The organism is Methylocystis rosea (genome assembly GCF_003855495.1).
Lineage (GTDB): Bacteria > Pseudomonadota > Alphaproteobacteria > Rhizobiales > Beijerinckiaceae > Methylocystis > Methylocystis rosea_A.
The window spans coordinates 2,486,306-2,503,423 of record NZ_CP034086.1; the positions used below are offsets into that span (position 1 = coordinate 2,486,306).

Consider the following 17,118-nt stretch of genomic DNA (forward strand, 5'->3'; position numbering starts at 1 on the left):
TTTGGCGCAACATATCTCCATGGCATGAAAATTTTGCTACTCGGCGGCTCCAACGCCGGAATGCGGGAAGGCTGGGCCTTCCAATTTCAACGGCAGGCGTCCGAGCACGAGGTCGAGAATCGTTTTCTCGGCGCGGTAGGGTCGCTCTACGGTTTGCTGGCGCTTTTGAAGATGGAGCGCGACGCGACGGCTTCTCCGGACGTCATCATTTTCGAATATTGTCTCAACGACGTTCTGCTTTTCGCCGCCGGCTGCCTGCGCCCGAAGCTCGTCGCCGACACGCTCGAAGCGATCGCGGCCTGCTGCGCCCGGCGTCGAATCCGCCTGCTGTTTCTCTGTCTGGACCCACGGCCGACGGCCTCCAAAGCGCTGCGCAGCGCAACGCGGCGCGCGCATCGGCTCTACGCGGACGCGGCGACGCGTTATGCGACGCCCGCCATCTGGCTTGACGAGATTTTCTCGGGAAGCCCGACGGCGGCGCATTTTCAGGACGAAAACCATCTGACGATCGACGCCTCAACGGCGGTGGCCGCCGCAGTGCTGAGCCGGATCGGCGACGCGCGCGTTCCCTTGGCGCCCAACGCCGAGATTCGCTTCGATTACGTCGACGCGACCAAGGCGCAACGTCGCGGGGCATGCGAGCTACATCACATAGAATCGAAGGTTTTCGAAGGCGCGTTCATTGGTCTCAACCGACAGAGCGAATGCTATTGGCCCGGAAGCGGCCATCTCGTCGCGCTGATGCTGCGTTCCGATGACAGAAGCGGCGAATATCTCATTCGCGCGCCGCGATGCGTCTACCGCAAGAATCCGCGCTCGAAGATGCAGGAGATCGTCGCCAATCTCATGCTGCTGCATTACGTGACGCGCGCGATCGTCACGGACCGCGGCGTCGCCATCGCAATGCCCGACGACGAAGCGGCGCTGAGGCGCGCTCCAGAGGATGCAACGCTCCTCGCCGTTCCGCCGACGGCGGATTTTTTGGACCAGACTCTCGATATCCACGCCGCGATCTTTTGGCGGCCGCGATCCATCGCGCGCAAAATCGTAGCGCTGTTGCTCCGGTGAACCGCTGAACGCCGCGCTATTTTTTGCAGGTCGGCGTCGGCTGCAACACGAGATCCGTCATGTCGCCGCGCAGGACGAAGTCGCCGTAGTCGAGCTTCAGCGCGCGCGAGACGCCGTTTTCATAAAGGTCGAACGACAGCACATAAATCGGCTGCCCGTCCTTCTTGCCCAGCTCGAAATAGGAAATCGCAACCGGCCAGCGACGGATATTGTTGAGCGCATTCACGCGCGCGACTTTTTCCTGGGGCGGCTCGGTCGTCGGCTTGCCAATGACCGTTAAAGTATCGAACGCCTTTTCGCCGTCGCCCGTGCCGTCGAAGACCCGCGCTTCCAGCAGCTGTTCGCCGGCCGCGGCCGTTTCCACGATTTTGCGCAGATGTTCCGTCGGAAAGAGCATCGGACCGGACAGCTCCAGGCGCGTGCGCTTTGGCTTTGCAAGATCAATGGCAAGCCGGGCGTCGGCGGATTTTTTGGCCTTTCCGTCGACTTCATCGGTCCGTGAGTTGTCGACTTTGGTCTCCACCTTGAAGCGAAACTCCGCGCCGTCGCCGCCCTCGAATGTCGCCGAACGCATGTCGGAGAGCTTGGCCGCCCCTTCCGAGGGCTGCAATTCGGTGATCTGGCGAAAGTTCTGCACATAGCCCTCGCAGGCCGACCCGGAAAAGTCGAAGGCGATCCGACCGCGCGCCTGCGCCGGCGCCTTCGCGCCGCTCGATTTCAACAGGCTCAGATCATAAACAGCGCGGTGATTGGCGAGCGGCAATCCGCGCTCGGCGAACGCCTGGCCAACCGGCGTCGCCGCGCAGATCGCGGCGGCCAGCACGCGTAACGAAATCATCGGACCTCTTTCTGTGTGGCGGCGCCTGCGACGCCATTGCGTCGGGTGGAGTAGGAAACTAGGGTCGCGCTCCATTGGGAGCAACGACTTTCTCTTTGAGGAGGCGCTATGACCGCACCGTCCGACACCCCGCTCGCGCGGCTGCAAGCGCTGGGACTGACTCTACCCGCCGCGGCCGCGCCGGTCGCCAACTATGTTCCTTTCGTGCGCGCAGGCGCCTTGCTGTTCATATCGGGACAGCTGCCGCTCGGCGCCAATGGCGTCGACCCGGCGCATCAAGGCAAGCTCGGCGCCGGCGTCTCGCTTGAGGCCGGGCAGTCCGCCGCGCGTCAGGCGGCGCTCAACGTCCTCGCCCAAGCCAACGCCGCCGTCGGCGATCTTTCGAAACTGCGCGCCGTGCGGCTCGGCGGCTATGTCAACAGCGCGCCCGACTTCGCTTCTCTGCCGCAGGTTGTCAACGGCGCTTCCGATCTCGTCGCCGCCGTGTTGGGCGAGAATGGCAAACATGCGCGCTTCGCCGTTGGCGTCGCGCAGTTGCCGCTCGACGCCGCTGTCGAGGTGGAAGGAATCTTCGAGATTCTTCCGTGAACTCCCGGGATTTTTCGTGGCTGACGGCGCGGCCGATCGCCCACCGCGGACTGCATGATGCCTCAAAGGGCGTGATCGAAAATTCAATTTCTGCCGCCCGCGCGGCGATCGCCGCGGGCTTTGGCGTCGAATGCGACGTGCAGCTCACAGCCGACGGCGAACTCGTCGTATTTCACGACGAGACGCTGGAGCGCCTGACCGAAAGCGCCGGGGCTGTCGCGATGCGCAGCGCAAATGAGCTCAGTCGTCTGAGGCTGCGCGGCGCCAATGACGCCATTCCGAGATTTTCCGAGTTTCTCGCCGAGATCGGCGGGCGAACGCCGATCATTGTAGAGATCAAGAGCGCCTTCGATGGCGACACGACCGCCGCGCAGCGCACGGCGCTGGCGCTAGCGCGTTACAGCGGTCCCGTCGCCGTCGAAAGTTTCGACCCCGATCAGATCGCCTTTCTTCGCGCGCGCGCCGCCGCGCTCGGGATCGCGCATCGGCCGCTTGGCGTCGTTGGCGAGGCGCATTACGACGCAGATGATTGGCCGCAGCTGTCCACCGCACAGCGCGCGGAGCTCACCCACTTTCTGCACTACAAGCGCACGCTGCCGGACTTCCTGTCTTGGCGCGTGCGCGATCTTCCGCACGCGATTCCGCTGCTGCTGCGCGAGGCGCTCAAGGTTCCCGTGACGACCTGGACCGTGCGCTCGCCGGAGATGGCGGCGCGGGCGCGAGAATGGGCCGATCAGATTGTCTTCGAGGGCTTCGCGCCATAAGCGATCGAGTCGCGCGGCGTGCGCCGCCGCATCCGCCCAAGCGACAATTCTTGTTAGCAGAGCCGATCGGGCGCGACATGGATCCCAATCGAGCGCCCCTCGATCGACGGGAGCAACATCGCCATGCGCCAGCGCGGACGCTCAATTCGCCTTGTGCTAACAATTGGGATAGCGGCGATCCTGGGAGTCGGAACAGCCATCGCCGACGTGAAAAACGGATCCTTCGACGCTGACGGCGCCCGCCGCGCAACAGGCGAAATGGATCGCGACAAGACGCTGCAATCCACCGCGCGCGCCTGTCCAGCGGACGTCTTCCGTGAGGAAGCCTCGCTTGGCGGATTGCTCCTGGGTGATGAAGCGGTTACGCGCGATCACTGCGCAGCCCGCCCTGAGGAATGCTATCAAGCCTGCATTGGCAAGCGCAGCGGCGAACACTGCTTCCGGTTGGCGCTTGCGCTTCAGGAGAACGAAAGCGTCATCGCGCCGCGCTACGCGCAGCTCCTGTTCGCCATGGCCTGTGCGCTTGGCAAGGCCTCCGGCTGCACCAACCGCGCCGCGCATATGCGCAACGCCGCCGAAGAGGGCGATCCGCTCGAGCGGCTTTCGGCCAAGGCCAGCGAGCGCTGTCAATCTCGTAGCTTTAAGATCGCCTGCGACAAAAACGATCCTTGGGGGTGCGCCATGCTCGGACAGGCGCACCACAACGGCGAGGGCGTCAAGAAAAGCGTCGCCCTCGCGCGTCGCTCCTACAGGAAATCCTGCAGGCTCGACCCAGAATTCGCCGCCTGCGATTTTTCCCGCCGCGCGCTGACGTCGATGTGACTCGCCGCGGCGCTATTCGGCAGGGACCAATCCGTTGACTGGCTCCAGTCCCCGCATGTCCTTGAGTTCAACGCGGATATTGTAATCGCTCGCAGCCTTTATGAAATCCTGAATCGTCTCCATGATGTCCTGATCGATAAAGCCGGCGCGCGTGCCATCGATCACGAGGTAACTGTTCTCCTCGACATTCTCGAGGTAGTTGCGCAGTTGCGCCTTGTTGAGGAAGGACACATCCTTTTGCAGGCGCAGCAGGTAGTTCCGCCCGTCGCGCGTGAGCGTGAATGCGGAGTGATAGTTTGCGCGCAACACGAAGAAGAGCCCAACGGCCATGCCGATCGCCATGCCCTTGAGGAGATCCGTCGAGAGAATTGCGCCGATCGTCACGGCAAAGGGCGCAAACTGGTTGAATCCCTTTTCATATTGCTGAACGAAGAGCTTCGGCTTCGCGAGCTTGTAGCCCGTCAGCAGCAGCACCGCCGCAAGACACGCGAGCGGAATCATATTGAGCACGCTCGCCAGGAACATCGCGCTGAGCAACAGCAGCACGCCGTGGACAAAGGACGCCACCTTGGTGTGTGCGCCGGCGTCGATGCTGGCGGAGCTGCGCACGATCACTGCGGTGATCGGCAATCCGCCCAACATACCGCTGAGGAAATTGCCGACGCCCTGCGCTTTGAGCTCCTGATTGGTCGGCGCGATGCGCTTGAGTGGGTCGAGCTTATCGACTGCTTCGAGACTCAGCAGCGTTTCAAGGCTGCCGACCAGCGCCAAAGTGGCGGCGGTCACGTAGATCTGGACATCGATCAGCCGGGTAAAGTCCGGAAAGTTGAACTCCCGCGCGAAATCTATCGGTCCAAAGATGGCGGGAAGATTGACGAGATGTTGCGGCGCGATCGCCAAAGAGGGAAACAGCGTCTGAGCCACGACGTTATAGGCGATGCCAAACAGCACCGCGACCAGCGGACCGGGCGCGATCGAAAGGTAGCGATGCTTCTTGATGTAGGGCGTATCCCAAAGGAGCATGATCGCGAGCGATACAAGGCTGACGATCACCGCTCCCGTCGAAAAAGAGCGAAAGGCGTCCCAGAGGAAGGAGAGACGCGTGTGGCTGTCATCCTCGAGGAACGACAAGTCGGCTTCCGCGTCGGCGTCGTAGCCAACCGCGTGCGGCAGCTGCTTCATGATCAGGATCAAGCCGATCGCCGCGAGCATGCCCTTAATCACGGCTGACGGAAAAAACGCGCCGATGACGCCCGCCCGCAGAAAACCCATCACCACTTGCAGGAGGCCCGACAGCGCCACCGCAAGCAGCATGGCGTCAAAACCAAGTTTTTCGACCGCGGCCGCGACAATGACGGTCAGGCCTGCGGCAGGACCCGAAACGCTCAACTGCGAACCGCTGACAAGAGACACCACGAGCCCGCCGATGATCCCGGCGATAACTCCGGAGAACGGCGGGGCGCCGGAAGCGACCGCAATGCCGAGGCACAGCGGCACCGCGACGAGAAACACCACGACCCCCGCCGGAATGTCATGATCGAGGTAGCGGACGTAATAGTCGAGATGTCTCCTAAACACGCCTGAATTCTCCCTATGGGCGGTGTATGCCGCGCGGCCGGTTAGAAATCCTCGCCGCCATGTTGCTGATAGATGACGTCCACTTCGCTGCCCGGCGGCAATGTGATGAGCTGATGCAGGATTCCATCGTCGAGTCCGAACACCCAGCCGTGCAGCATCGGCTGCTGGTCCTCTTTCCAGGCGGTCTGAACAATCGAAAGTTGCGACAAACGCATCACCTGCTCGATCACATTGATTTCGACCAGTCGGTTGGCGCGTTCCGTCTGAGAGTTGAGCGCGTCGATCTCATCTCTGTGCATTCGATAGACGTCTTTGATATGCATCAGCCATTTATTGAGCAGCGCCAGATCGGGACGCTGTCGGTCAAGCGCCGCGCGAACGCCGCCGCAATTATAGTGACCGCAGACGATGACGTGCTGAACTTTGAGCACCTGCACAGCGTATTGAATGACGCTGAGACAGTTGAAGTCCGTGGCGATCACCTGATTGGCGATGTTGCGGTGCGCGAAAATGGCGCCCGGCAGCGCGTTGACGATGATGTCGGCGGGCACGCGGCTGTCAGAGCAGCCAATCCACAAGAATTCGGGCTTCTGATTGGCCGCGAGACGTTCGAAATAGCCGGGATCGCGCTCACGGACTTCCTCGGCCCAGGCTTTGTTCTCAAGCAACAATTTTTCGAAGGATTTCATCACGCCCGTTTTCTTTCGGCCATCGCCTCAAAAGCGGTCTGGCTGCGACAGCAATGTGACAGCGACGGAAGCCGCTCGGACAGGAGCGCGAACTACGGCGATTATCGTCGAAGTCGAGCGCCCTCGCTCAAGCAGGCGAGTCTACGAAGGTCTTGAGGTCACCACAAGTGTCCGCCGGCTTATCGGCGCATGGGGCCACGCTCATAAAACAGCCAAGGACGCCGCTCGCTTCGGGCCTACTTTTGTTGGGCCGCGCAGAGTTCCCGCCACACCTGCGGCAAGGCGGCGATGATATCATCGGCGATCAGCCCGGGTCCAAAAATCTCGGCGGCGCGCGCATGCATCCAGGCGGCGCAGGACGCCGCGAGGAAGCCGTCCATGCGCTGCGCCAGCAAGCCGGCGATGACGCCGGTCAAGACGTCGCCCGAGCCTGCGGTGGCAAGCCACGGCGTCGCATAAGGGAGGATTGAGGCGCGTCCGTCCGGTGCGGCGACGACCGTGTCCGCCCCCTTGAAGAGCACAACTGCGCCGCTGGCGCGCGCCGCCTCGCGCGCCTTGTCGAGTTTCGAGCGGCAGCCGCAGTCGCTCTCGCAAGCGGCGAAGAGCCGCGCGAACTCGCCGGCGTGCGGCGTCATCACCACCGGGCCCGGCGCAGCGCGCGTTGCGCGCCACAGCCGCTCTGGATCGCCGGCGAAGCTCGAGAGCGCGTCCGCGTCGAGGACCGCGGCGCGGCGATAGGCCTGCGGCGCAAGCGCTGTTTCGACCTGTGCGCAGCTTTCCTCGCTGACGCCCAGCCCCGGACCGATGGCCACGGCATTCTTTCGTTCATCGGAGAGAACCTTGGCGAGGCCGTTCGCGCCGTCGGCCGGCCGAACCATGACGGACGTGAGCGCGCTGGCGTTGACCGCGAGCGCTTCCATTGGGCTGGCGAGCGTCACGAGGCCCGCGCCGGCGCGCAAGGCCGCAGCCGCCGAAAGCCGCGCGGCGCCTGTAAAGGAGGCGCCGCCCGAAACGACCAGCGCGTGGCCGCGCGAATATTTGTGGCCCTCGACTTGCGGCAGCGGCAGCGCGTCGCGCCAGAGCTGCGGCATGTTGACGAACGTCTCAACGGCGAGCGAATCGAGCGCGGAGGGTCGAATGCCGATATGCGTACAGGTGAGCGCGCCGCAATGCAGACGGCCGGGCAATAGCAGATGGCCCGTCTTCACGCGAAAGAAGGTGACGGTCGCGTCGGCCTCCACCGCCGCGCCGCGCACCGCGCCGGTCGTGCCGTCGACGCCGCTGGGAATATCGACGGCGACGACGTTCTGGCCGCTTTCGCGACGCCAGCGGTTCAGGCGGCGGACGAGCGCGCTTGCGTTCGAATCCAGATCGCGCGCGAGGCCGGTCCCAAACAGAGCGTCGATCACGAGATCGACGCCGTCGAAGCTGCAGTCGAGCGCGGACGTGACTGGACAAGGCCAAGCAGCGGCCGCTTGCGCCGCGTCGCCGCGCAATTGGTCGAGCGGGGTCAGGGAAGCGACGCGGACTTTATAGCGCAGCGCGCGCAGCAGCCGCGCCGCGACAAAACCGTCGCCGCCATTGTTGCCAGGACCGCAGAGCACCAAGACCCGCCGCCCGCTGGTGCGTTGGAGAATTTGGCTGGTCGCCCGCGCGATCGCCGCGGCGGCGCTCTCCATCAGCGACATCGCCGGCACGCCGCTCTCGATCGTTAGGCGATCGGCGCGCGCCATTTGATCCGTCGTGAGGATTTCGAGCGGGAAAGCGGAGGGCATGGCGCGATGGTGACCGAAGGCCGCCGCCCGCGCAATGGGCGCCGGTTCACAAGATGGACGCAACGCCCGATGACGCGGCGCCGCATTCCGTCGCGCCTCGGTTTCCGGTATGTCATGATGGACATGCTGACCGCCGCGCTCATCGCCTTTGACTCTCCCGCCGCGCCGCTGCGCCGGGAGGCCGTGGCGCGCAGCCTCGGTTCGCTCGTCGAGTCGTGCGTTCAAGGACTGATCGCCGACGCTCTGATTCTCGCCGCGCCGGGACGAGGCCTGGCCCGGATCGCCGATGAAGCCGGCTGCGCGCTGATCGAAACGCCGCACGCCGCCGACGGCTTGGCGCAGGCGGTGAAAGCGGCGCAGCGCGACCATCTTCTCCTTTTGCTGGCCGGTTTCGCCGTTGAGCGCGACTTCGCCGAGGAAGCGCAGGATTTTTTTGCCTTTGGCGACGCCAGCCGCGCCCGAACGCTTCGGCTGGCTCCGGATTCCTTGATCACTCGTCTTGCGCCGGGTCTGGCGCGTCCGGTGGGGCTCATTGCGCCAAAAAGCGCGCTCTTATCCGCCGAAGGCGCGGATCTCGCGCGACTTGCGCGAAAGATGCGGGGAGCCGATCTGAGGACCCGCGCCCGCCGAGTCTTGTAGCTTTCACTAATTGAACGTGTTGCAGGCGTCGATGCTGCCCGTGCGCAAGCCTTTCAGCAGCCATTGCGTGCGCTGCGCCGCCGAGCCATGCGTAAAGCTATCCGGCACCACATAGCCGCGAGTCGCCCTTTGCTGCCGGTCGTCGCCGATCGCCTGCGCCGAAGCGACCGCCTGTTCGATGTCGCCTTCTTCGAGAATGGGCTTCTGCTTGTTGGCGTTGTTGGCCCAGACCCCGGCGAGGCAATCCGCCATCAGCTCCGCGCGCACCGAAAGCGCATTGGCCTCCGAACGGCTGCCGGCGAGTTGCTGCGCCCTCTGAATCTTCGGCAGAATGCCCAGCAAGTTTTGGATGTGATGGCCCATCTCATGAGAGATTACATAGGCATAGGCGAAATCGCCGCCGCCGCCGAAGCGCCGTTGCATGTCGCGAAAGAAGGACGTGTCGAGATAGATGCGCTGGTCAATCGGACAATAGAACGGCCCCATCGCCGACTGCGCCGTTCCGCAGCGCGACTGGGTGTAGCCGTTGAAGAGAACGAGCCGCGGCGGCTGAAAGCGCACGCCCTTTTGCTCGGGAAGCACTCGCGACCAGACCTGCTCGTTGGAGCCCACCACCTTTGCGACGAAGCGCCCCAGTTGATCGGTCGGCGCGCTTTGCCGCGGCGCCTCCTGGCGGGGCAATGCCACCTCGCGCTCCTGGCGCATATTGTTGATCATCTGCGCGCCGCCGATGAGAATCGCGGGGTTAATTCCAAGCGCCCAGCCGATCAATCCGAGAATCACCATCGTGCCAAGGCCGAGGCCCCCCGCGCCCATGCGGGGCCCGCCTCCCATCGGCCCGCCGCCGCGGCGATCCTCGATATTCTCGGACGACTGGAGATCTTCCCATTTCATATTCGCGCGCTCCGGACCGGCGCCCGGGGGGCGCTGCTCGATGGCTATTTAAGCGAGCTTATCGGCTCTTGGTAGAGTTTATGCAGGCGGCGGCCGGCGCGCAGACGCCGACCGCAACCGTTTGGGCGCAAAACACATGCAAAGATCTCAACTTCAGCTCGTTCAGCCAGCGGCAGCCTCGCGATGAAGCCTCTTGAAAATAAGAGTCACGCTCAAACAATAGCGGGTTTTATTCATCACTATTTTATTTACATCGTCGGAGCTTCCTACTGTGCAGCCGCGCTTTGGCCAACGGCCGGCCTGAAGATTCGCAGCGTAGAACTCGCGCCACTCGATCTCTTCGCGGTGAAGCTGCATGTTTCGCCGCCGACGATCATGTTGGCGCTCCTGCTTTTCAATGCAGGGTTCTCCGCCAAGACCGCCGACATCAAAAATTTGCTGGGCCGGCCGACCCTCTTGGCGTCAGGGTTGGCGGCCAATATTCTGGTGCCGCTCGCCTTTATCGCCGCGATGAGCGGCACGCTGTTGTTTTGGCACAATCCCCAAGAGGTTCAACAGATCCTGGTTGGACTCGCGCTTATCGCATCCATGCCGATTGCGGGCGCTTCGACGGCTTGGTCGCAAAATGCGAATGGCAATCTCGCGCTCAGCCTCTCACTCGTGCTGCTCACGACGCTGCTCAGTCCGATACTGACGCCGCTTGTTCTGCATGGAGTCGGCTATGTGACGATCGGGGACTATTCCGAAGACCTGCACGAACTCGCCTCCGGCGGCGCATTCGCCTTTCTCGGCGCATGGGTGATCCTGCCGACGGTTTTAGGACTCGCGGTCAACAGGTTCGTGGGGCAAGCCGGGGTCGGAGTCGCAAGCCCTTACCTGAAGATCGCGAATATGATCGTCCTGGCGCTGCTCAATTATTCGAACGCGGCGCTGTCCTTGCCGAACGTCGTCGCTCATCCCGACTTGGATTTTTTGGCGGCGATTCTGGCGATCGTCGGCGGCTTATGCCTCGTGATGTTCGCGGCTGGCTACGGTCTCGCCCGGGCCTTGGACGCCACTCGGGCGGACACAGCTTCGATGATGTTCGGTCTGGGGATGAACAACAACGGCACGGCGCTGGTGCTTGCCTCAACGGCCCTTGCCGAGCATCCGCAAGTGATGCTGCCGGTCATCCTTTACAACCTCGTCCAGCATTTTGCTGCGTCGCTCGTCGATCGCGCGGCATCTCGATAGACCTTAGCGAAAACCTGCGCAGTTCACGACGCGTCCCATTCCTTCGGCCACTCCTCCCGCAGCCGGCCGCCGAGCCGCACCGGCGAGATCATCGTCGCCAGCCCGTCGGCGCCGATTTCGGCCGCCACGCCGCAGAAGGTGGCTTCGCCATTGGCGGGCTCATAGCGCGCGCCGGGCGTCTTGCGCAGGAAGCGGCGAAGCGGCTCCTCCTTGTCCATGCCGACGACGGAGTCGTAATCGCCCGTCATGCCCGCGTCGGTCTGATAGCCGGTGCCTCCCGGCAGGATCTGCGCGTCGGCGGTCGGCGTATGCGTGTGCGAGCCGACCACCACGGACGCGCGGCCGTCGACGAAATGCGCCATCGCCATTTTCTCGCTCGACGCCTCGGCGTGCATGTCGATCAAGATGGCGTCACATCCGACGCCAAGCGGGCAGGCGCCCAGCTCGCGCTCGATGGCGGCAAAAGGGTCGTCGAGCGCGTCCATGAAGACCCGGCCGATCGGATTGACGACGAGCACCTGCTGCCCGCGCGCCGCTGTATAGAGGCTGGCGCCGCGTCCCGGCGTTCCCGGCGGATAATTGACCGGGCGCAGCAGCCGCGGCTGGCGCTCGATGAAAACCAGCGCCTCGCGCTGATCGAAGGCGTGATTGCCGAGCGTGACGCAATCAACGCCAAGGCCGAGCATCTCATCGCAGATCGCTTCGGTGATGCCGAAGCCTCCGGCGGCGTTCTCGCCATTGGCGACGACGAAGTCGAGCGCCCATTTTTCACGCAGTCGCGGCACAAAGCGCGATAAAGCCGCGCGGCCCGAACGGCCCAGAACGTCGCCGATGAAGAGAATGCGGAGCGGCGGGGATTTCGACATGGGCCGTCATAGCCCGCGCGCGCCGCCAGAGCAAAGCGGATCGGAGGTTGCGCGACGACGCGGCGTTTCATAACTGGAGCCGGCTGATGTAACATCACATTCCATTGCGAGCCCCGCCAAAAATGCAAGACGCCGCCGAACGCCCCGCCGTCCTGACGCAAAAAGACGCGCCGGCGCGGCCTTACGTCGTTTTCGAAGACGGCCGCAGCGACGGACAGGCGCTGCTGTTCGAGGAGCCGGAAGAGATCATTGTCGCGCGCGCGGCGAAAGACGTCGCGGCGGCGTTCGAACGCATGGAGGCGGCGACGAAGCGGGGCCTCTATCTCGCCGGCTACGCGGGTTACGAACTCGGCTATGCGCTCGAGCCCAGATTCGCCGCTCAAGCGACGCCCGACGCGCAGACGCCGCTGCTCCTTTTCGGCGCGTTTCGAGCGCCGCGGCCCTGGTCGCTGCCGCCCGCCGAGAGCGCGGCGCCGAACGTTCCGCTATCCCCTGCCTGGACTCAGGAGGAGTACACGCAGCGATTCAACACGTGCCGAGACTATATTTTCGCCGGCGACGTTTATCAGATCAATCTCACCTTCCCCCTGTACGGACGCTATGACGGCGATGCGCTTTCGCTGTATCGCGGTCTGCGCAAGCGCCAGCCGGTCGCTTATGGCGGCGTCGTCGCGCTGGAAGCCGAAACCGTCGTGTCGCTGTCGCCGGAAGTCTTCTTCGAGGCGCAGGACCGCGACATTCGCGCTCGCCCGATGAAAGGCACGGCGCAGCGCGGCGTGATGCCGACCGAAGACATGGCGCGCGCGCAATATCTCGTCGAAGACGAAAAGTCACGCGCCGAAAATCTGATGATCGTCGATCTTCTTCGAAATGATCTCTCTCGCCTCGCCGTCGTCGGCACCGTGAAAGTGACGGATCTTTTCACCATCCAAACCTATCCGACGCTGCATCAGATGACGTCGGGCATCGAGGCGCGGCTGCGCGACGACGTGACGCTGAAGGATCTGTTCACCGGGCTTTTCCCTTGCGGCTCGGTGACCGGCGCGCCCAAGATCCGCGCGATGGAAATCATCCGCGATCTCGAATGTGCCGCGCGCGGCGTCTATTGCGGGGCGCTCGGCGTCATCGCGCCTGATGGCGACATTCGTTTCAACGTCGCGATCCGCACGCTGACCATTTTTCCGGAAGGCGACCTCGTTTGCAATGTCGGCTCCGCCGTCGTCGCCGACTCCCGCGCGCGCGAAGAGTATGAGGAATGTCTAATCAAGGCGCGCTTTCTGACGGGCGCGAGAACGACTTCGGCCTGATCGAAACGCTGCTGTGGACGCGCGACGAGGGCTTCGGCTTGCTGGCCGAACATCTCGCGCGGCTTGCGGCTTCGAGCGCCGCGCTCGGCTTCGCCGATGATGAGGCGCGAGTCCGCGACGCGCTGTACGCCGCTGTCGCGGGGACGTCGAACGGGCGCCTTCGCGTGCGGCTGGTCCTGGCGCGCGACGGAACTATCGAAACCGCCGTCACGCCGATTGAGCCGATTCCGAGCGATACCGTCTGGCGCGTCGCCGTCGCAAAGCGGCGCTTTTCCTCAGCCGATCCGCTGTTGCGGCACAAGACGACGCAGCGCGCGCTCTATGAAGACGCGCTCGCCGAGGCGGCGCAGCGCTACGGGGCCGATGAAGTTGTCTTTCAAAATGAGCGCGACGAGCTTTGCGAAGCGGCGCGCTGCAACCTCTTCGCGCCTCATGGCGACATTTTGCTGACCCCGCCGCAGTCCTGCGGCCTGCTGCCGGGAACGCTGCGCGCCGCGCTCATCGCGCAAGGACGCGCCCGCGAGTCGGTTCTGCGGCTCGAAGATATTTCGCAGTCAGAGTTTTTTCTCGGCAATTCGGTGCGCGGGCTGGTTCGCGCGCGGCTCGTCGATTAACGGGCGAGCGGCCGAAAGCGACCCTCTCGCTCTCGTTCGCGCCCAAACAGCAGCAGCGCTGCGATACTTAGGCTCGCCGCCTTATTGACAATTTATCGAAACACTGCGGCCGATTGCTTATCTCGGCCGCAGCTTATTTGCTACGCTTTATTCAACTATCCCGCGTGCACGGCCGAACGACACTTTGCAGGAACAACCAGTCCCGAGCCATCCGGGCTCGTTGAGCAAGCAGGTCTTCACGTTGGTCGCACAGTAATACCCCTCGCTCGCGACAGTCGCGGACGGAGCGGCGCCGTAATAGCCGATGTTCCCAGAGCCATAATAGCCGGACCCCGAGGCAGAGCCGTCATAGCCGTAGCTATACGGGTAGCTTGTCGCCACGCCCGGCGCCATGCCGTGGTAGCCCAATTGGCGGTGCCCCCCATCCCTGACACAGCGGCTCCATGCGGAAGCTGGGGTGGAAATTGACATCATACCGATCGCCATAGTGGCGGCGAGCGCCGCAGTAATTATCTTGCGTGAGTTCGTCATTGGTAGAACTCCTTCGTCTAGGCTCAGCCAGGTCCTTGTAAAACCCCAACGTCCACCCCTGTAACGCGAGCCCCGCTTTGCTTGTTCCCGCCCAGGCGGCACGGAACGGCAACAGCGGGAGGCGCGTTGGACGACAACGCTTTCGCGCGCCCGGAGCCGAGTCCCGCTTAACCATCCGATCTGTCGCGCTATAAAAAATCAGGTCTGCCCCGGTTTCAGCCGGTAGAAAATATGCCTGCCGATAACATCCATCTTTCGGAGCGCGCGGGCCCAGCGCGGATGGGCGTAATTGGCGTGGTAATGCGTCGAACGGCCGACGTCGGAGATGTAGGTTCGACCCGCCATGACCTCCTTGGCGACGCGCACCGCCTGTTCCCAGGCGTCGCCTTCGGTGATGCGGAGCGACTTGCCCTCGCAGGCGAAGGAGAACTGGCAGCCGCGATAGCGATAGCGGTTCTGATAAACGACGCCGCAGACGCTTGCAGGATAAAGCCCGCTCTGAACGCGGTTGAGCACCACCTGCGCGACGGCGGCCTGCCCGGCCTCGGGCTCGCTGCGGGCCTCGAAATAAACCGCTTCCGCCAGGCAGCGGGCCTCGCGGCCAAGCTTTTCCGGATCGATTGAGGCGGCGTAATCCGGACGTGACGCGCTCAACGCCTGGCCTGGCGTCGACAGCGCCAGCGTCGCGCCGGGGAAGGACGACACTTCGATGGGCACGGCGTCCGGCTGCGCCGGCGTCGATGAGCCCAGCGCGACGGCGCGCGGCGTCTGCGGGCTTGCCCCATGAAGGGCGCGTTCGGTCAGCGCCTCCCGCCCGAGGTCGCGGGGCGCGTCGGCCCCCGTCGGCGTCGAGATCGACGAACTCTGCGCCGGCGAGGCGGCCGCCATCGACTTTTGCGTCGTCGCCGGCTCCGGCGCGGAGCCCGCGTCCGCCTCTTCGAGCGCTTCGTCGCCGGGGGTTTTGCCGCGAGGCGCAAGCGGCGTCGCCGTCGGCCGAGTCGACTTGCCATCGAGGCCGAAGGAGAGTGGCGGCGATTCGCTCAGCCCTAAATTTGCAGGCTGTGGCCGGCGCGTCTCGAAGCCGGGCCGCATGGCGACCACCGGATCGCCCTTATGCCGTCGATCGACCTGGGGAAAATGCTTCACGTCGGGCTTGAGATCGACATGCGGCTCGCGCTCGTCGGAAACGCCCTCCTCCGGGCCGCCGACGTTGAGGCGCGCCTGCTGAATTTGGGCGCGGCTGGGCCCATAGAAGCCGTAATCGCCGCTTGCCGCCTCGCTGAAGCCGAGCGCCAGCGCCCCGGGCGCGCGCGCCGCGAGCGGAGAAACGCGCCAATCGGCGACGGGGTCCTGCCCGGCGACTGCGGTGAAGGAGACCAGCATGCCGACGCCGAGCGCCCAGGGCGCCGTTACGCTAAAGACCCAGGGCGCAACCCCTCTGCGCACGAAACGCGTTCTCGACTGACGACGCATAGACTGATCCATGTGCGACGGCGCGTCTGGCAAGGCGCCGCGATTTGCGTCGCTCCGCCTCGGATGCGATCCTTCGCAAAACCTTATCGTTCATTAGCCTTGCGGAACCGTTGCCGGCGCGGCGCCGCCATCGTGCCAGAATGACGCAACGGCGCGATCATTCGCCGATCAGATGCAGCGCGACCTCGCGCCGGTGCGGCCGCCGGCGGTGCTCGAAAAGAAAGACGCCCTGCCAAGTTCCAAGCGCCAGCGCGCCGCCAATGAGGGGAATGGAGAGCTGAGTCTGCGTGAGCGCGGCGCGGATATGCGCCGGCATGTCGTCAGTGCCTTCCGTATCATGGGCGTAATCCGCGCCTTCGGGCGCGAGCCTTGCAAAGACGGCTTCGAGATCGCTCAGCACGGTGGGATCGGCGTTTTCCTGAATGAGCAGCGACGCGGAGGTGTGGCGACAGAACGCCGTCGCCAGCCCCTGCGTCATCCGCGCGCCGCGGGCAAAGTCGCGGACGGCCTCGGTAAATTCGTAAAATCCGCGCCCGGTTGTGTCGATCCGCAGGATTCGGCTCGTTTGTCGCATGGAGCGAATGTGCGAAAGCGCATGGGAAAGTCCAGTCCCGCAGGCTTTTTGAACGCTTGTCTTGGTTACGCGCAAAGGTTAAGCGCGCCGTAAGGATGGAAGCTGCAATGTCCGAACTGATCGATACGCTAATGAGCTGGGCCGCGTCGGATACGGGAAAGACCGTCGGCGGGGTGGCGCTGACGGCGCTCGCCTGGGCCGAAGCGTCCACGGTCGTCGGCGCCGCTTACATGAAGCGGATGATCCCGCTGCGCATCACGGCGATGCTTGGCAATGTGCTCGGCGTGACCTTGGGGCTCATCATCGCCAGCCCGCCGACGATCGCCAAACATGCCATCAACCTGCCGCTCAATTTCACCCGCATGCGCGAAATGCGCAAGCTCATCGCCAGCGTGCGCGTAGCCAACGGCACCGACCTGAACATCGAATGGCTGAAGCCCTTCATGCATCCGCGCACGCTGCGACGCGGCGAAGCGGTCTTCATGAAGGGCGACGCAGCCGACGAGGCCTTTGTCGTCGTCGAAGGACAAGTCGAAATCGTCGAACGCGGCGCGCTTCTCTCGCCCGGCGCCATTTTCGGCGAGATGGCGCTATTTACGACCAACGGCAAACGCACCGCGACGGCGCGCTGCAAAAGCGACGTCAGTCTGCTCGTCATCACCTATGAGCAGTTCGAACAGCTCTATTTTCAAAACCCCGAATTCGGCCTTTATCTCGTGCGGCTGATCGTGCGCCGCTTTGAGATGAATCACCGCGGCGAGGAACTGGAGAGCGCGTGAGGCGCGGCGGAGCGCGCGCGGCGTCTCTCCTGCGTGGATGGCCGGGACAAGCCCGGCCATGACGAGCGGCTGACCGCGCGTCTTTC

General features: G+C 64.0%; 17 protein-coding genes. 9 read left to right on the forward strand and 8 right to left on the reverse strand.

Features of this window, described 5'->3' with window-relative positions:
* The first annotated feature begins 24 nt into the window (after positions 1–24).
* The gene (locus EHO51_RS11965) at positions 25–1,068 is read left to right on the forward strand and encodes a hypothetical protein (RefSeq protein WP_124739088.1); all 1,044 of its coding nucleotides are present in this window, start codon (positions 25–27) and stop codon (positions 1,066–1,068) included.
* Positions 1,069–1,084: 16 nt separating this feature from the next.
* Here EHO51_RS11965 and EHO51_RS11970 read toward each other — a convergent pair whose 3' ends face one another.
* Entirely contained in the window at positions 1,085–1,906 is an 822-nt protein-coding gene (locus EHO51_RS11970; protein WP_124739089.1) for a cell envelope integrity EipB family protein, read from the reverse strand.
* Between the two features lie 108 nt (positions 1,907–2,014).
* Here EHO51_RS11970 and EHO51_RS11975 point away from each other — a divergent pair, with 108 nt between their 5' ends.
* The 3 genes from EHO51_RS11975 (at position 2,015) to EHO51_RS11985 (ending at position 4,080) form a co-directional block, all read left to right on the forward strand.
* Entirely contained in the window at positions 2,015–2,494 is a 480-nt protein-coding gene (locus tag EHO51_RS11975) for a RidA family protein (RefSeq protein WP_124739090.1), read from the forward strand.
* Positions 2,491–3,258, forward strand: coding sequence for a glycerophosphodiester phosphodiesterase family protein (locus EHO51_RS11980; RefSeq protein WP_124739091.1), 768 nt, complete (start codon positions 2,491–2,493; stop codon positions 3,256–3,258). Before EHO51_RS11975 ends, EHO51_RS11980 begins: the two co-directional genes overlap by 4 nt.
* 207 nt (positions 3,259–3,465) lie before the next feature.
* Entirely contained in the window at positions 3,466–4,080 is a 615-nt protein-coding gene (locus tag EHO51_RS11985; protein WP_245434574.1) for a sel1 repeat family protein, read from the forward strand.
* A 12-nt stretch (positions 4,081–4,092) separates the two neighbouring features.
* Here the strand turns inward: EHO51_RS11985 and EHO51_RS11990 are convergent, their stop codons facing one another.
* From EHO51_RS11990 to EHO51_RS12000, 3 genes are all read right to left on the reverse strand, one after another.
* Positions 4,093–5,658: a SulP family inorganic anion transporter gene (locus EHO51_RS11990; RefSeq protein ID WP_124739092.1), complete on the reverse strand. Its 1,566-nt coding sequence runs from the start codon at positions 5,656–5,658 to the stop codon at positions 4,093–4,095.
* 41 nt (positions 5,659–5,699) lie between these two features.
* Complete coding sequence (locus tag EHO51_RS11995) at positions 5,700–6,347, reverse strand: carbonic anhydrase (protein ID WP_124740138.1); 648 nt, start codon at positions 6,345–6,347, stop codon at positions 5,700–5,702.
* 236 nt (positions 6,348–6,583) lie between these two features.
* Positions 6,584–8,122: an NAD(P)H-hydrate dehydratase gene (locus tag EHO51_RS12000; RefSeq protein WP_124739093.1), complete on the reverse strand. Its 1,539-nt coding sequence runs from the start codon at positions 8,120–8,122 to the stop codon at positions 6,584–6,586.
* 69 nt (positions 8,123–8,191) lie between these two features.
* On the opposite strand from EHO51_RS12000, the gene EHO51_RS12005 reads away from it, so the two are divergent.
* The gene (locus EHO51_RS12005; RefSeq protein WP_124739094.1) at positions 8,192–8,761 is read left to right on the forward strand and encodes a transposase; all 570 of its coding nucleotides are present in this window, start codon (positions 8,192–8,194) and stop codon (positions 8,759–8,761) included.
* A 6-nt stretch (positions 8,762–8,767) separates the two neighbouring features.
* Here the strand turns inward: EHO51_RS12005 and ypfJ are convergent, their stop codons facing one another.
* Positions 8,768–9,655 carry a KPN_02809 family neutral zinc metallopeptidase gene (gene ypfJ, locus EHO51_RS12010; protein ID WP_124739095.1) on the reverse strand — a complete coding sequence of 296 codons (888 nt, stop codon included), beginning with the start codon at positions 9,653–9,655 and terminating at the stop codon, positions 8,768–8,770.
* 183 nt (positions 9,656–9,838) lie between these two features.
* Between ypfJ and EHO51_RS12015 the strand changes: the two genes are divergently transcribed.
* The gene (locus EHO51_RS12015) at positions 9,839–10,888 is read left to right on the forward strand and encodes a bile acid:sodium symporter family protein (protein ID WP_164479390.1); all 1,050 of its coding nucleotides are present in this window, start codon (positions 9,839–9,841) and stop codon (positions 10,886–10,888) included.
* 23 nt (positions 10,889–10,911) lie between these two features.
* Here the strand turns inward: EHO51_RS12015 and EHO51_RS12020 are convergent, their stop codons facing one another.
* Positions 10,912–11,754: a TIGR00282 family metallophosphoesterase gene (locus EHO51_RS12020; protein WP_124739096.1), complete on the reverse strand. Its 843-nt coding sequence runs from the start codon at positions 11,752–11,754 to the stop codon at positions 10,912–10,914.
* A gap of 122 nt (positions 11,755–11,876) precedes the next feature.
* Here EHO51_RS12020 and EHO51_RS12025 point away from each other — a divergent pair, with 122 nt between their 5' ends.
* Both EHO51_RS12025 and EHO51_RS12030 read left to right on the forward strand, forming a co-directional pair.
* On the forward strand, positions 11,877–13,061 hold the full coding sequence (locus EHO51_RS12025; RefSeq protein WP_124739097.1) for an aminodeoxychorismate synthase component I: 1,185 nt from the start codon (positions 11,877–11,879) through the stop codon (positions 13,059–13,061).
* The gene (locus tag EHO51_RS12030; RefSeq protein WP_124739098.1) at positions 13,010–13,675 is read left to right on the forward strand and encodes an aminotransferase class IV; all 666 of its coding nucleotides are present in this window, start codon (positions 13,010–13,012) and stop codon (positions 13,673–13,675) included. The genes EHO51_RS12025 and EHO51_RS12030 overlap by 52 nt, the downstream gene beginning before the upstream one ends.
* Positions 13,676–14,404: 729 nt before the next feature.
* Here the strand turns inward: EHO51_RS12030 and EHO51_RS12035 are convergent.
* Positions 14,405–15,679 (reverse strand): cell wall hydrolase, encoded by a 1,275-nt coding sequence (locus tag EHO51_RS12035; RefSeq protein ID WP_164479391.1) that lies wholly within the window; start codon positions 15,677–15,679, stop codon positions 14,405–14,407.
* Positions 15,680–15,836: 157 nt separating this feature from the next.
* Complete coding sequence (locus EHO51_RS12040; RefSeq protein WP_124739100.1) at positions 15,837–16,253, reverse strand: secondary thiamine-phosphate synthase enzyme YjbQ; 417 nt, start codon at positions 16,251–16,253, stop codon at positions 15,837–15,839.
* Between the two features lie 107 nt (positions 16,254–16,360).
* Here EHO51_RS12040 and EHO51_RS12045 point away from each other — a divergent pair, with 107 nt between their 5' ends.
* Complete coding sequence (locus tag EHO51_RS12045) at positions 16,361–17,032, forward strand: cyclic nucleotide-binding domain-containing protein (RefSeq protein ID WP_124739101.1); 672 nt, start codon at positions 16,361–16,363, stop codon at positions 17,030–17,032.
* Positions 17,033–17,118: the final 86 nt, after the last annotated feature.